The organism is Silvanigrella sp., from assembly GCF_044369315.1.
Taxonomy (GTDB): domain Bacteria; phylum Bdellovibrionota_B; class Oligoflexia; order Silvanigrellales; family Silvanigrellaceae; genus Silvanigrella.
Map to the genome: position 1 here is coordinate 1 of NZ_JBIPMD010000072.1, position 14,260 is coordinate 14,260.

The 14,260-nt window shown below is 28.3% G+C and carries 24 protein-coding genes; 19 read left to right on the top strand and 5 right to left on the bottom strand.

The features are described 5' to 3' along the window. From ACIQ56_RS07855 to ACIQ56_RS07925, 15 genes are all read left to right on the top strand, one after another. Nucleotides 1-290 (top strand): hypothetical protein (locus ACIQ56_RS07855; protein ID WP_397600519.1); only part of this gene is annotated, 290 nt, incomplete at its 5' end. 2 nt (nt 291-292) lie between these two features. Further along, nucleotides 293-886, top strand: coding sequence for a phage baseplate protein (locus tag ACIQ56_RS07860; protein ID WP_397600520.1), 594 nt, complete (start codon nt 293-295; stop codon nt 884-886). 73 nt (nt 887-959) lie between these two features. After that, nucleotides 960-1,280, top strand: a complete 321-nt coding sequence (locus ACIQ56_RS07865; RefSeq protein WP_397600521.1) for a phage baseplate plug protein — start codon at nt 960-962, stop codon at nt 1,278-1,280. Continuing rightward, nucleotides 1,280-2,122 carry a baseplate hub protein gene (locus ACIQ56_RS07870; protein WP_397600522.1) on the top strand — a complete coding sequence of 281 codons (843 nt, stop codon included), beginning with the start codon at nt 1,280-1,282 and terminating at the stop codon, nt 2,120-2,122. The genes ACIQ56_RS07865 and ACIQ56_RS07870 overlap by 1 nt, the downstream gene beginning before the upstream one ends. After that, the gene (locus tag ACIQ56_RS07875) at nt 2,119-2,892 is read left to right on the top strand and encodes a Gp138 family membrane-puncturing spike protein (RefSeq protein ID WP_397600523.1); all 774 of its coding nucleotides are present in this window, start codon (nt 2,119-2,121) and stop codon (nt 2,890-2,892) included. The genes ACIQ56_RS07870 and ACIQ56_RS07875 overlap by 4 nt, the downstream gene beginning before the upstream one ends. Continuing rightward, nucleotides 2,892-3,131: a hypothetical protein gene (locus ACIQ56_RS07880; RefSeq protein ID WP_397600524.1), complete on the top strand. Its 240-nt coding sequence runs from the start codon at nt 2,892-2,894 to the stop codon at nt 3,129-3,131. Before ACIQ56_RS07875 ends, ACIQ56_RS07880 begins: the two co-directional genes overlap by 1 nt. After that, nucleotides 3,128-3,502 carry a hypothetical protein gene (locus tag ACIQ56_RS07885; protein WP_397600525.1) on the top strand — a complete coding sequence of 125 codons (375 nt, stop codon included), beginning with the start codon at nt 3,128-3,130 and terminating at the stop codon, nt 3,500-3,502. Before ACIQ56_RS07880 ends, ACIQ56_RS07885 begins: the two co-directional genes overlap by 4 nt. Beyond that, the gene (locus ACIQ56_RS07890) at nt 3,499-4,662 is read left to right on the top strand and encodes a baseplate J/gp47 family protein (protein ID WP_397600526.1); all 1,164 of its coding nucleotides are present in this window, start codon (nt 3,499-3,501) and stop codon (nt 4,660-4,662) included. The genes ACIQ56_RS07885 and ACIQ56_RS07890 overlap by 4 nt, the downstream gene beginning before the upstream one ends. Nucleotides 4,663-4,664: 2 nt before the next feature. After that, a complete protein-coding gene (locus ACIQ56_RS07895) occupies nt 4,665-5,240 on the top strand; it encodes a hypothetical protein (RefSeq protein WP_397600527.1) in 576 nt (191 codons plus the stop codon). Nucleotides 5,241-5,244: 4 nt separating this feature from the next. After that, nucleotides 5,245-5,943, top strand: coding sequence for a hypothetical protein (locus tag ACIQ56_RS07900; RefSeq protein ID WP_397600528.1), 699 nt, complete (start codon nt 5,245-5,247; stop codon nt 5,941-5,943). Between the two features lie 10 nt (nt 5,944-5,953). Continuing rightward, nucleotides 5,954-6,325: a hypothetical protein gene (locus ACIQ56_RS07905; protein ID WP_153421878.1), complete on the top strand. Its 372-nt coding sequence runs from the start codon at nt 5,954-5,956 to the stop codon at nt 6,323-6,325. Then, a complete protein-coding gene (locus ACIQ56_RS07910; protein WP_397600529.1) occupies nt 6,322-6,744 on the top strand; it encodes a D-Ala-D-Ala carboxypeptidase family metallohydrolase in 423 nt (140 codons plus the stop codon). Before ACIQ56_RS07905 ends, ACIQ56_RS07910 begins: the two co-directional genes overlap by 4 nt. Before the next feature lie 6 nt (nt 6,745-6,750). Beyond that, a complete protein-coding gene (locus ACIQ56_RS07915) occupies nt 6,751-7,431 on the top strand; it encodes a hypothetical protein (RefSeq protein WP_397600530.1) in 681 nt (226 codons plus the stop codon). Nucleotides 7,432-7,448: 17 nt separating this feature from the next. Continuing rightward, the gene (locus tag ACIQ56_RS07920; protein WP_397600531.1) at nt 7,449-7,982 is read left to right on the top strand and encodes a hypothetical protein; all 534 of its coding nucleotides are present in this window, start codon (nt 7,449-7,451) and stop codon (nt 7,980-7,982) included. A 14-nt stretch (nt 7,983-7,996) separates the two neighbouring features. Further along, complete coding sequence (locus ACIQ56_RS07925; RefSeq protein WP_397600532.1) at nt 7,997-8,245, top strand: hypothetical protein; 249 nt, start codon at nt 7,997-7,999, stop codon at nt 8,243-8,245. Between the two features lie 35 nt (nt 8,246-8,280). On the opposite strand, the gene ACIQ56_RS07930 is transcribed toward ACIQ56_RS07925, so the two are convergent. Beyond that, the gene (locus tag ACIQ56_RS07930) at nt 8,281-8,712 is read right to left on the bottom strand and encodes a hypothetical protein (RefSeq protein ID WP_397600533.1); all 432 of its coding nucleotides are present in this window, start codon (nt 8,710-8,712) and stop codon (nt 8,281-8,283) included. A 95-nt stretch (nt 8,713-8,807) separates the two neighbouring features. Here ACIQ56_RS07930 and ACIQ56_RS07935 point away from each other — a divergent pair, with 95 nt between their 5' ends. Continuing rightward, on the top strand, nt 8,808-9,170 hold the full coding sequence (locus ACIQ56_RS07935; protein ID WP_397600534.1) for a hypothetical protein: 363 nt from the start codon (nt 8,808-8,810) through the stop codon (nt 9,168-9,170). Between the two features lie 38 nt (nt 9,171-9,208). On the opposite strand, the gene ACIQ56_RS07940 is transcribed toward ACIQ56_RS07935, so the two are convergent. After that, nucleotides 9,209-9,487, bottom strand: a complete 279-nt coding sequence (locus ACIQ56_RS07940; protein WP_397600535.1) for a hypothetical protein — start codon at nt 9,485-9,487, stop codon at nt 9,209-9,211. Continuing rightward, complete coding sequence (locus ACIQ56_RS07945) at nt 9,484-10,482, bottom strand: hypothetical protein (protein WP_397600536.1); 999 nt, start codon at nt 10,480-10,482, stop codon at nt 9,484-9,486. Before ACIQ56_RS07945 ends, ACIQ56_RS07940 begins: the two co-directional genes overlap by 4 nt. Before the next feature lie 272 nt (nt 10,483-10,754). Here ACIQ56_RS07945 and ACIQ56_RS07950 point away from each other — a divergent pair, with 272 nt between their 5' ends. Genes ACIQ56_RS07950 through ACIQ56_RS07960 form a run of 3 tightly spaced genes read left to right on the top strand, consistent with a single transcriptional unit; the run spans nt 10,755 to nt 12,518 of the window. After that, a complete protein-coding gene (locus ACIQ56_RS07950; RefSeq protein WP_397600537.1) occupies nt 10,755-11,594 on the top strand; it encodes a pentapeptide repeat-containing protein in 840 nt (279 codons plus the stop codon). A gap of 2 nt (nt 11,595-11,596) precedes the next feature. Next, on the top strand, nt 11,597-12,235 hold the full coding sequence (locus ACIQ56_RS07955; protein ID WP_397600538.1) for a nucleotidyltransferase: 639 nt from the start codon (nt 11,597-11,599) through the stop codon (nt 12,233-12,235). Further along, nucleotides 12,222-12,518 carry a hypothetical protein gene (locus tag ACIQ56_RS07960; RefSeq protein ID WP_397600539.1) on the top strand — a complete coding sequence of 99 codons (297 nt, stop codon included), beginning with the start codon at nt 12,222-12,224 and terminating at the stop codon, nt 12,516-12,518. The genes ACIQ56_RS07955 and ACIQ56_RS07960 overlap by 14 nt, the downstream gene beginning before the upstream one ends. Before the next feature lie 48 nt (nt 12,519-12,566). Here the strand turns inward: ACIQ56_RS07960 and ACIQ56_RS07965 are convergent, their stop codons facing one another. After that, the gene (locus ACIQ56_RS07965) at nt 12,567-13,214 is read right to left on the bottom strand and encodes a hypothetical protein (protein ID WP_397600540.1); all 648 of its coding nucleotides are present in this window, start codon (nt 13,212-13,214) and stop codon (nt 12,567-12,569) included. Nucleotides 13,215-13,400: 186 nt separating this feature from the next. Next, complete coding sequence (locus ACIQ56_RS07970; protein WP_397600541.1) at nt 13,401-14,018, bottom strand: hypothetical protein; 618 nt, start codon at nt 14,016-14,018, stop codon at nt 13,401-13,403. Between the last annotated feature and the right edge of the window lie 242 nt (nt 14,019-14,260).

Here is a 14,260-nt window from a genome sequence, read left to right on the forward strand (position 1 = left end):
CAGCGAACTGCCATTATGATAATCATTCGCTCCGTATGCTTCCACTTGAATTCCATCTCTACTTCCCCCAATTACAATACAAGGAAGATACTCTACTCTCAATTGATCTTTTTTTGCAACAGAACCGAAATGAAACAAATAATATTAATTATAGTATTACATCACCATTAAATATAAATGTTTCTTCTCAAAGTAACCCGCAAGAAATAGCAAATATAGTAAATAGAAGTTTAAGCGATCATTGGGATTCTCAAATGCGTGCTGCAAAACAAAATATTTATAGAGGTTAATCATGAGTTTTTTAAGTTTTTTTAAATCAGGAAAACCTTGTTTAGCTTTTGATAATATTGATATTGATGTTTCCTTATCGGAAAGTCATTCTTATGAAACCGATGTTACTAAAAATCCCGTTGAGGAAGGCGCTCCTATTTGTGATAATATTATAAATAAATCCCCTAAAATAAATATAAAGGGTTTGTGCAGTCCTTTAAAAATGGGATATTTGGGCGGCATGACTGCTATGTCTGCAAACTCTTTTATTCAAAATAAATGGCAAAAATTATTAAAATTAAGAGATTCAAAAGAAACTTTAATATTATATACTGGATTAGATACATACCCAGATATGATAATAACCTCTTTAAGTACAACAAGAGATATTAGTAATGCAAATCACTTGGAGTTTACAGCATCATTTGAGCAAATTAAAACAGTTCCAATTTCTTTTACTGTAGTTACTCAAACAGGTCTTCCAAAAGTAAAATCTGTTGGAAAAACAAATTCAGCAACAAAAGCCGCTGCTGGAGCTAAAGCCAAAATATCTCAACCCAAAGAAACATCTATTGCTGCTGGTATTTTTGATGGTGCTAAAAATTTATTTAAATAAAATTCTGTGAAGTTATTAAGGTAATTTTAGACAGTCCGTTCTCACTAAATTAATTTAATTTAGTGAGGTGGATATGACAAGTTTTTTAATACCAGTTCTTACTAATAATCCATATTTTGAAATTTCAGTTCCTTTTGATGGAGTTGTTTATAATTTAGAATTTTACTGGAATATTCGAGCTCAAAGATTTTTTTTAAGCGTTTATAACTCGGAAAATAAAATAATAATTTCTGGCATTCCTATTGTCCTTAATTTCCCTCTTTTTTATCAATATAAAAACTTAAAATTACCTAAGGGCTTACTTTACGCAGCAGACACTACAGGCAAAAATATTCCTCCAAAATTAGAGGATTTTGGTAGCCGTGTTCAATTATATTACGATGGAGATTTTTAGTGAATCCTTTAAGCATTATGCCACAACAAATAAACAGAAAAGCAATAGTTACTGTTTCTCCAATTATGGGTGGTGCAGGAATTGTATTTGATGGCTTACGAATTACATTTGATGTGCAAAAAACAAACGAAAAGAAAGTACAAAATAAAGCAAAAATTTCGATTTATAATTTAAGCGACGAATCTTTTAATTGGTTCACAAAAAAAAATATGGCTATTTCATTGATGGTAGGATGGGGCGAAAACGCAGATAATTTATTATTTTATGGCGAAATAGTTAGAGCCTTAAAGGAAAAAAAGGATGCCGACTGGATTGTTAATGTCGAATCTGGTGATGCAACTAAAGCATATAAGAACGCTTCTGTTAGTAAATCTTATCCAGAACAAACACCACATAATGCGGTTTTTGCTGACGCAACAAAAGAACTATTTAAAGGTAATATAATTAAAGGTGTTAAAGGAATATTTGCAACTCCAAATACTTTTAAAAAAGGTTTTACAGCCCACGGAAGCGCTACGAAAGTTATTGACGATATTTTAACTATTAATAATTATGAGTGGCAAATACACAACGGAATACTTGAGATTCAGAAAAAAGGTGTATCAAGTAATGTTGTTAAATTAAGCTCTGCTAGTGGTCTTATCGGCTCTCCTGAAGTAACAAGCACAGGAATAAAGGCAACTTGTTTATTGCAACCAGAAATTGCGCCAATGCAAAAATTATACCTCGATAGTATTTATTTAAAAGGTTTATATACTCCTACAAAAGTAACTCATACTGGAGACACGCACGAAGGAAGATGGGAAACGACTTTTGAGACAGATGAGAGAACAATTTTATGACCACTCCGTCATTTTCTCAAGTTATTTTAGATGCAATTGAAAAAAGAATTGATGGCATTCATACAGCAATGCCGGGTATAATTAAATCTTATAATGAGAAGTTACAAAAAGCTGATATTCAACCTTGCTTCATGGAAAAAGTTGAAGATGAATTATTACCCGTTCCAATTCCTATGCCTCTCCCTGTAATTCAAGCAGTACCGGTTATTTTTCCTCGTACTAAATTATCATTTATTCATATGCCCGTTGATGTTGGTGATTATGTATTACTTTTATTCAATGAAAAATCTATTGATTCTTTTTCTCAAATTGGAGGATTAGTTGACCCTGATGATATGCGAAAACACGATTTAACCGATGCTGTAGCTCTTCCTGGCTTCTATCCTTTTTTAATGCCAATAGTCGGAATAGATAAAAAAGCTTTGCAAATAACAAATTCTTTATCACAAATTAAATTATCTCCTGATGGGAAAATATATTTCTCCACAAGAGGTTCTGTTGCAACCGAAACCATTGCACCAGAAGAGCCATTGGTTCTAGGTAAAATTCTAATAGAATTTTCTAATAAATTAATTGATTCATTAAATAATATTACAGAGTCTTTGCAAAAAAATATTGGAGTTGGAAATTTTGGCGCGCCTGTTCCTGCATCTCCTTCTTTAATTGCAGAATTAAAAAAAATACAAGCAGAGCTAAAAAAAGATAAGACAACTTATCTTGATAATCCAGCGACAAACATTACATCAAATCATTTTTATGGAGAAAAATAATGGCTTATACATCAGCAGCAGGAAAAGCAATTTATTTAAAAAATTTAAAGAATTCATTAAACATGAATGACTCGGATGCAAATTTAGAACAACTTGAAAAGCAAGCTGAAGCTTTTGCCAAATCAATCGAAGAAATTTTACCGAAACTTATTGTTGACGTTCCGGCATTTGGTCTTGCTTCTCCACCAGGAATTGCAGGTGGTCCTGTAACCGGATCAGCTGTAGGAACTGTATCATGATAGATTTAAAATTAGACGACTCAGGAGATTTACAATTTAATCATAAAGGAGATTTAGTTCTCACCGAAAAACCTATTGATTATATATCTCAAAAAATCAAAACAACTTTAAAAACAATTTATGGCGAATGGTTTTTAGATCCAAGTATTGGCGTCGGATGGGTGAATATGCTTGGAGATAAAGACTTCGATGAGCATATATTGTCTCAATATTTAAAAAAAGAAATTGAAAAAATAAAAGGCGTTAAGTCAATTCCAATTTGTGAGCCCATGCTTAATAGAGAAAAAAGATTAGCAAAAATAAATTTACATATAATTACAGATTATGGCAAATTAACAATAAATAAACTAGATTCAGGTGCAATTTTATGACAAAATATGGAGTCACAAAAGAGGGGTTTGTTTCAAAAGATTTTATTACCTGCCAAAGTGAAATAAATGAAAAATTTAAAAATAAAATAAATCAAAACATAGATGTGTCTGCAACTTCTGTATTTGGTAATATTGTTGCCGTTACAGCAGAAAGGCAATCACAATTATGGGATGGTTTGCAGGCGACTTATTGTTCATTTTTTCCAAATTTAGCGACAGGAGTATCTTTACAAAATTCAATTAGCATTAACGGAATTAAAATGCTAGAAGCTACGGCTTCAAAAGTTATTCTTACTTTTAAAGGAAAACAAGGTACAAAAATTCCTGCACAAACTGGCGTAGGAATTCCTGAAACTTCTTATCAATTTAATACAAAAGTTGATGCAATTATTAAAAGTGATGGTTTTATCGACGTAGAAGCAGAATGTACAACCCTTGGAGAAATAAAAGCATTAGCTAACTCAATTACAAAAATTTTAAATCCAATTTTTGGATTAGATTCTTGTACCAATAAGCAAGATGCAACTGTTGGACAAAACGAGGAAAGCGAAAGCGATCTTCGAATTAGACGGTTGCAACTTTTACAACGCGCTGGTTCTGCTACTGATAAGGGAATAATTGGAGCAATAAAAAAAGTCTCTGGTGTTAATGCAGTTATTCTTTTAGATTCCGAGATCTCAGATAAAGTACCAAATGGACACATTCAACTTTTTGTAGAAGGTGGAGAACCAAAAGAAATTATAAATGCAATCGCAAATAGTCGTGGCGCTGGAATAAAACTTTACGCAGAAAAAGATACTGATATTTTTCTGCCAGTTATTGATTCTCAAGGTTTAAAAAGAATATTCTGCTTTTCAAGACCAAAAGAAAAATTAATATACTTAACTATATCTATTCAAACAACGTCTGAATTTCCAAATGATGGACAAGAACAAATTAAAAAAGCTCTTGTTGATTATGCAAATAAAAATTTGAGCATTGGTAAATCCGTTATTAACTCCTCGCTTTACGTTCCAATAAATAGTGTTGCAGGTATTATAGGAATTAAAATATTTCAAAGCACAAATCCCAATCCATCTTCAAGTGTAAATATTCAAACTGAACCCATTGAATACGCAAAATTTGATTCCTCACGAATCTTATTTAAAGAATGGGAATAATCATGGAAAAAATTGTTGACCATGTTGAACAAGCTTTAAAAAGATTATTAAAACAGTTTCAAAATAAACCCAAATTAAAAGCATTAATTGAATCATTGATAGAAGGTTTCCAAGATATTGAAGATGCAATGTGGGAGCTTTATAATTTAAATTATAGAGATTCAAAAGGAATTAACTTAGATAATTTTGGAGAAATAATTGGAGTTAAGAGGCAAGGCTTAAGCGATGAACAATATGTTCAACTTTTAACAGCCACCATTTGCGAAAATATTTCAGAAGGTTTAATTGAAGATTTAATTCAAATTTTTAGACTTCTAGCAAATCCAAAAAAAATTTTTTTATTTGAGCCTTCAGCTCATCAAATCTCAATGGTCGCTTTAAATCCAAATCCAATTTCAAAACCTAGCCATATTTTAAAAGCATTAAAAAGTTCAAAATTATCTGGTGTTAAGTTAGAGGCTTTTTATATTTTAGACAGTCCGTTCCTTTTTAGTGAAAGTAAAATCATAAGGCCGTCTGGATTTGGAATGGAAGAAATTCCGAATTCAGGAGGAAGATTTGCTTTTGAATTGGAGTAAATAAATGACAATAGAAAGACCTGAAGAATTTCCAGAGTGGGGAACTAATAATGATTCGCTAATTAAAGCCCCAAGTATAGATAAAAGAAAACAAGGATATGCAATTGATACAAGTACAGGCTTACCCGATATCCCGTCCCTTAAAGGCGAAAATTGGTTTCGTAATTTAGTATATAAATGGATTAAATATTTTGATGATAAATTATCAAACTCACTTTCAAGCATTAATCACATTTCTATTACTGAAAATGAAAAAGAAGTTCAACCTAATATTTGGACAAATTTAAAATCTTTTACTTTACCTAAAGGAAGATGGCTTTTTTTAATATCTTTTAGGCATACTAATTTTAGAGTTAATCAACAAAATAGAAGTTTTTCACCTGTTGTAATCAGTGGTATTTCAGATGTTAACGGAGATTTAAGCACGATTCCAGCAATTAATGGAAATACCAGGGATGGAGTAATTACTGAAGCTATCGAGAATGCTAAAAAAGTAAATGGAATTAATAATAATCTTTATTATTCAAATATCGCAAAAGAAGTAACAAAAATAGATGGAAGTTTTGTAGAAAATTTTTCATTTACATGTGTAATAAATGCAGAAACCGATAAAGAATATTTTGTAAAAAATATTTATTTAACATATCCAGACAGAGAATTGTACAAAGTATTTTATCAAATTAACGCAATTAAAATAGGATAAAGGAGAATTAATGTCAGAATCAAAAGAAGATATTGCTGCTGCTGTTAGAGAATTCTTTGTTGCAATCAAGTCATCGCCAAATGCGATGATTTTATTATTGGTATTTGTTTGTGTTGGATCTTCTTCGTTGGTTACATATTTTGGCTTTCAATTGACAGGACAGAATAATAAATATTATTCAGAATCATTAACAAATCAACTTCAAGTTGCAAATCAACAAGTAAAGCAATTTAACGAGAATATTTCAGTAACAAATATTGCTTTGTCTCAATTAAAAGAGCAATTTTCTGATTTTAAACTAATGCAAAGCGAAATACAGAATTCAATTAAAGATCATGAAAAAAGGCTTATTAAAATTGAAGTAAAAGAAGGTATTAGATGAAATTATCCAATAACTTTTCTCTCGAAGAATTTGAGCATTCCGAAGTTGCAACTGCAAGAGGTATAAATAATAAAGCGCCTGAAGAAGTTATTAATAATTTAAAAAAATTATGTGACAAATTTTTAGAACCATTAAGACAATATTTAAATAAACCAATTAAAATATTGTCTGGATATAGATGTGAGGAATTAAATAATGCAGTAAAAGGGGTTGAAAATTCTCAACACTTAACAGGTTGTGCCGCGGATATAACAGTTGAAAATATTTCTCATCAAGAATTATTTGAAATAATAAAAAATAATTTTAAATTTGATCAACTAATTCTTGAATTCGTAAAACCAAATAATCCTTTTAGTGGCTGGGTTCATGTTAGCTGGAATGAAAATAAAAATAGAAATAAATATTTTAAACTAGGGTGATTAATAATGGATACTTTTAATGATTTTATGAAAAAAACTTTTGAAAATTTAGAATGTGATTCTTATTTAGAAGATTTATTTAGTAACATAGAATTATTTACAAATGATTATATTGAAAAAAAATCACCTAGATTAATTGTAAACATGCCGCCAAGAAGCTTGAAAAGTGAATCGATATCAATAAGACTTCCGGCATTTTTACATTCAAAAAATCCAAAATTAAATATTGGTGTATTTGTTGCGAATCAAGATCTTGCAAATCATTTTGCATGCAAGAATAGCTGTATTTATAATAAACCAAATAATATAAAATATATAGGAATAAGTAATGAAAGCATAGATGTTTTAAAATTTGATATTATTATAATAGATGACACTATAAGAAGTTCTAAAGAATCAGAATCTTTAAAATTTAAATTCAAGACACATACTTTTATAAAAAAACTTTTAGAGAAACATTTAAATCCTTATGGTGGTTTTATTAATGTGCAATCACGATGGTCTAATGATGATACTACCGGATTTTTGATAGATGTATGTAATAATCATGATTGGAAAGTTTTAAAATATCCCGCGTTAAATAGTAATGACAAACCTTTAACAAATCGATTTAAATACAAAGAAATAAAGAAAAATATTAACTATAAATATTTTCAAGCCTTATATCAACAAGATCCTATTTTATGATTATAAGGTATAAAATCATGCTTTGTTTATTTATTTTGACTGCTATATTTTTTATTGGAAGATTTTCTGTAAAAGAAAAAATAATTACAGAAATTAAAACCATTAAAGTTACTGATGCCCAAGCAGTCAAAAAAGCTGTCCTTGAAGAGCGTAAAAAAAATAATTCAAAGTTTGTTCAGAAAAAGGTTCGCGATACGACAAAATTACCTGACGGGACAATTAAAACGCATGAAGAAATAGCAAATGTCCTTGTAAGCGAAGAAACAAGTCAAATTTTAAAAAAGACCGATTTAGATATCAGGGTTAGGGAAGTAGAAAAAATTGAGCTAAAAACGCCCTTAAAAAATTTAGCATTTGAACTTGGAGGACAAGTACAAAATCCAATCTCAAATTTTTCAACTCTTCCTAGTCTTGAACCCGATTTTAAATTTGATGGAAAATTAGACTACAGGGTTGGAGATAATTTTTGGACGCATGCAGGAGTTGGTTACAGTTTTTTGAATAGTAAAACATATGTTGAAGCTGGCGTAAAATTTAGAGTAGAATTTTAATAAAGGATAATAAAATGGATTTGATTTTAAAAGATAAAATATTAGGTAAATACGATATTGAAGAAGTTTCAGGTGAAAAATATTGGGAAATTTATTACAAAGAATTCCAAGAAGAATATCCAGACGAACTAACTTTTATTCGTGAAGGCTTGTTAACTAAAGATCAACAAAATAAAAGAAAAGAACTACTAAATAAAACCTCTTTTATATCGCATTATTTAATTTTAAAAGATGGTGAAAAAATAATTGGATTCTATATTTAGTATTTTTTGTAAATGGGGTTGTAATATTTAATATCCTAATTGTTCTTCCATAAAATCGTATTTTTTAAAGAATATTGTATTATAATTTCGGAATCTGTTCTCCAGGAAACCAATGGGAATCCTTGCGAATTGTAGTATATTTTAATTTTACCATCACCTAATTCTATTGTAGATCCATTTCTAATTGAAAAGAATTTAATTTTAATTGATACTTTAAATATTTTATGAATTAATATTTTAAAATTGTTAATTTTTCCTGAAAACATTACTCCCGGAGCTTTTTCAAAATATCCATCTATGGAATTATTTTTAAAATATATATTTATATTAAATAAATTGTTTTCTCTTCCTGTACAATCACCTTCATTCGTAAAAGTACCATTTATTTCTTTTTCTAACATTTCTTTAGATTTTGAAATAAATGAGAATGAATCTTTTATTATATTATAAATTGTTGAAATTGGCATATTTAACCTCAAAAATATTATTTTTATTTAATATTGACATATAATTAAAATATATGCAATATATAACTATTAATTTATTATGAAAGGGTTGTATTATGACTTTTGATAATTATAGAATATTTAGCAATAATAATCTAATTTTTTTTGAAAAAATTAATATTAATCCAATACCTGAGATTAATAGTTATTTTAAAAATATTGGAGCTATGAAATTATCCTTATCTTATTATGAAGGTGCTTTGATAAATTATGGAATATTATATGATAAAGATTTTATTTGTAGTATTTTAAATGAATTTTTAAAAACAAATCTAAATCGTCTCGATAAAGAATTAAAAAATAAAATATTTCATGGAGAAGAAATCACAAAAGAAATTTATGATAATTCAAAACAGAATGGAGTTTTAACAATAGCATTAGACAAAATAAATAAAGTTTTTGCTTTGGACCCCATTTGAGTTAGCTCTATCAGTTAATTATTTTAATTTAATATAATTTATCTTAACATTTCAAATAAATTGTTCTTATCAATTTTAACTTCTTGCTTTACAATATCAACCGCACTTGCTCCTTCAATTTTATTTTCTCTTGAAAGCATATCTAGAGCATAATTCATAAGCCAGATAGCTCTATCAGCCTGGGATTTTTGCCCTCTTGGAAAATTAATTTTGGCACTATTAAAAGATGTTTTAGCATTCTTAATAAAGTTTAAAACATCTGAATTTTCTTCCGAGTCAGGTAAACGCATCTGATAAAACTTTTTTTCGTCACTCATACTACGGACACCTTTACGCTAGAGTTTCCAATATCTATAGAGACATGTTTATAATTTGATTTTAATTTAGATAAACCAGAAACAACAGAAAATGTAGGGTCCAAATCTTCAACGAGTTCAGTCATCAGAATAATGTTATAACCGTTACCTTTAGCAATTTCTTTAAGTACAGACATAAATACATTATCTTTTGCGGCTCCACCACTTACAACAATATTTTTTGCTCTGTCTTTGTAACGAGCATTTTTATTTAAAAGTTCTCCAATAACGGAGCGTATAAATTGTCTTGCTGCTATTTCTTTTTCCTTTAGACAATCAATTCTTTTAGCGTTCATTCCTGATTTTTCTGGCATATTTCCAAGTTGCCACGAATTTATAGCTTCACTAGATGATAAATCTTGTTGATCTGAAAAGACCTGAATTGCTCCTGCAAGTCCTTCAACGCGTGCATAAGAATCTGGTAAGTTTTTGCCATCAACTCTTGAAGCTTGTTGCCAGTCACCGTGCCCGATGTGCCAATATAAAAAAGTTTTTGCATCAAGCGGAATGTTAAGCATTGATGCTAAAAATTCGTAAGCAATTGTTGGTTCTTCTTGGATAATAATTTCACAATTTTTCCAGTTTGAATCAGTGGACTTATCTTTAAAGCGGATATTTGCAACTGTTTCTTTAAGCAATGCGAGTTTGTTTCTTGCAAGGGTGTTATCTCCCACTTGGTCCCTAAACTGATCCATAAATTGAAACGGAACGCTCATAGCTAATGAAACAACATGTGTCCCCTCTCCTAAAGCTCTTGCAAGTCCTGCCTTTAATAATGTTTGGTAGTGATCGCTTTCTAAAGTTCCTCCAAAAATTCTTGGACTGTGAGGATTCAAAGTTTGTGCTAACTCTCCAACAATAGTTTCAATGCCTTTGTCATCAATTAAAATTGATTGTTTATTTAGCAATTCTTTTTCTTTTGGCGCGCTACAAATAAAACTCGGTAAAAATTCCATTAGATAGTTCCTTATATTTTAAAGCATAATTATTTTAGCTTTAAAGGGTAAAATCTATTTATTGCATAATTAAAATACATATAAAACATAAAATTTATTTCTTTATCACACAAATAAAATTTATTGCATAAATAACATTTGTTTATTTATGCAAATAGAATGTAGCTTAACGAATGAATAAAAGAAAGTTAAATTTATATAAGTTTTAAACAAAACTCTTTTTAATTGTGATATTAAAGAAGTTTTCTAAAACCTTGTTTAAGGATCATTTCATGGCATTGCAAGATTTTCCTGATTTTATTAGTGATAGTCCAAGAATTGAAATTAAAGATAAAATTATTAAAAGCGGCTTAGAAATTAAAAACACAGATTTTTTTACTAATAATAGCTTTATACGTCTTGTAGCTAAAAACGTTACATTTAAGAAAATAAATTTTAAGTATGCTTTTTTTGAAACTTGTTATTTAAAAGACTGTAAATTTATTGATTGTGATTTTACGGGATGTAAATTCATTTCCTCAAATATGAGAGGTTCAAGTTTTCAGGGATGTGTTTTTGATTATGCATTATTTGAAAGGACATATATTGAGCATTATATACTAGATGATCAATGTCCTTCCACCGAAAATAGAATACAGATCTTTGCAAGAAGTTTAAGATTAAATTTTCAACAAATTGGTGATAAATTAGGTGAAAATAAAGCAATTAAAGTAGAATTAGATGCAACTAAAGTTCACTTTAAAAAAGCCTGTTTTTCTAAGGAGTCATATTATAGGAATAAATATAAAGGTTTTGTAAGAGCTAAAGAAATTTTAAGTTATTTAAAATTTACTATATTAGAAAAATTATTAGGCAATATGGAAAGTATACCTATATTATTTAGAAATATTTTTGTTATTTTAGCAACAATTACAGCAATAGATTTTATTAAATTTAATAAAAATAAATATAGTGTATCTGAAATATTCATTAATAATATTAATTTATTTATTGATGGAAAATCAAATCCATCAGATTATCCATTATTTATAGTAAATTTCATTATTTTAACAAAGTTACTATCTATTGGATGTATATTATCTGTATTGATTAAAATGTCAGCCAGGAGATAATTATGCATATTTACGCTTTTGGCTCTATTTGTAGAGGAGAGATTGAATTTTCATCAGATACTGATTTAATTGCAATTATTAAAGAATTTGATGATATAAAATTAAACCAAAAAAAATTTTCAATTTATAAATATAGCCGTATTAAAGAACTTTGGGAACAAGGAAATCCATTTGCTTGGCACTTATTTTTGGAAGCAAAACTTATATACTCATTTGATAATTCTAATTTGTTTATTGAATTAAGAGAGCCTAATAAATATTCTACATATTTAGAAGATATGATGATATTTTATGAGTTTTATATTTCAAATTATAATTCAATCCTTTCAAGTGAATATACAAGAGTTTTTGATTTATCAAATATTTTTTTAAGTATCAGAAACTTCGCAACAAGTTATTCTCTTGGAATTTTGAGAAAGCCGAATTTCTCGAGAAATTCAGCTTTGCAACTTGGCCATGATAGTCTTAAATTATGTGAAAGTAATTATAAGTTACTAGAAAGATCTAGAATACTATCGACTAGGGCAACTGGAAATCCAATTAGTAATAGAGAAATTGATGAAGCAGTAGTAAATTTAAGTTGTATAAAACAATGGATGGAAAATCTTATTATAAAGAGTCAAAAATATGAAAGAGTTTAATAAGCGTTCAATAATACAAAGAAAATTTTTAAAACTTATTAATTCTTCAGTATTAATTAAAAATGAAGAGTTATACAGCCTCTCAGAAGAAGCAATAGAACGATGGATTATATCAAATAAAATTAATAGAGAAAATAATATAATCCTTTTAATTTATAAAGCTAGTGAAAAATTACAATGTATTGCAAATAAAAGCCAGGAATCAATAACTAATGGATACAACTTAGCTATTGAAGATATTGAAATAATTTATCAAACTATGTTTAAAGAAATTGAAGTTTAAAAATATATGGCAGTCTTGTTATTTCTAATAAAATAAGCTTTAATAGAATTAAGCAAATCTTCTGTAAAAAATATTGAAATGATATTTTTTTGAATATTTAATATTTAATTCATTTATTTTTAATATATACTTTAAGCCAATATAAACATATCTTTCAAAATCATCTATATCTTTATTTTTATATGTTACTATTGGTGAGCAAATAAAATTTTCTAATGCTTCTAAATATTCTTTATCAAAAAACTGCCCATATTTAACAATTATTTCATTAATACTTATTTCTAATTGTTCAATACTTAATTGAAATTTATCTTTGTAAGTTAAAACACTATTATCAGATAGTTTATACATTTTTTGACCATATCCAGTGTAATTTAAATTACTTCTAAATAACCTCCAGTTACAAGTAATAAAAGGTTTATCCCATAATTCCGATGTCTCAATAATATGTATAATAGGACTGCTAAATTTATATAAACTATCTGAATTTAATTCATGCACATTAACTTTATAATCTTTATTATTGTTGAAATGTAATATTGAAAATAACGAATTTAAAAAATTATCAATACAATTAGAAAAAGTAGAAATTCCAATTTCATAGATGTATCTTTTTTTCTTTACTTCTGGGATTATAACAGTGAAAATATAAAATATATCGGCAGCAATTGTTGAAAGTATAATATTATTTATCAATGATATTAAAGTGTAATTATAATTGTTAAGAACAATGTAAATAAAACATAATACAAAAATTAAAAATAAATGATTTAAGATTCTTAGCAAATATATAAACAAAAATTTTTTAACAAAAAATTTGATACTTGTAATTCTTATATAATTTAGAAATTTTATTTTCAAAAATAAACTCCATTGATTTCTTTATTTTAATTTCCTCTCTCTAATTAACCTTCTTTGCTCGTTCCCAATAGCCTGCATTCTTATATAATATGAACGATGTCTATATCCTGCTTCGTAAAATTGAGGCTCGTGTATCAATTTAAAAAGCTCTTCTGGTGATTTCGCTAATGCTTCTTCAGCCTTTTCTTTTCCAATGGCTTTAATCGCTCCACAAGCATGTGCGATAAAAGCAGGTCTTGCGATTGAAGGATTTTTTAAGCATTTTGCTAATAATCTTCTTGTCCAGTTACCTATTCTCTTATCTATATGGTAAAGCAAAAAATTAGGGGCGCATTTTAAAGTTGTATCCTTTCCTCGTCTGTCAACGCTTATTTTTCTACGATTCAAAATATGTTGGATTTCATTTTCAGCAAATTCTGCGTCCTGAATTTTTTCTGCCTTAATAAGCATTATGGAAAGCCCTTTTTTCTGACTTTCAGAAAGCTTGTCACCATCTTTAAATGAGCAAATTATTCCAGCTACTGCCTCGACAAATTGAGGATCAACCTGTTTTACAGTCTGAGGAATCCGAATTTTGCGAAGTTCTTCTTTAAAATCATTTTTCTGGTTACGAAGATAAAGAGATCTATTTTTGCTCATTTTAATGCCATTTCTTTAATTTTTAAAATTGACCTTCGTCGCACTGAAGACAAACAAGCCCTTGCTTGCGCCACATATCAACAACCTGTTTACGATCATCGATACAAAAAAGCACGTCAAATTTTGGCTGAATGTGCAAATTAGGGTATTCCCGCATATCCAGCCCAAAAGTCCAACTAAAGAAGAGTTTTCATTGTGATTCAACAATAACTCTTAAAAATCTAAAAAATTCCTTTAAAAAT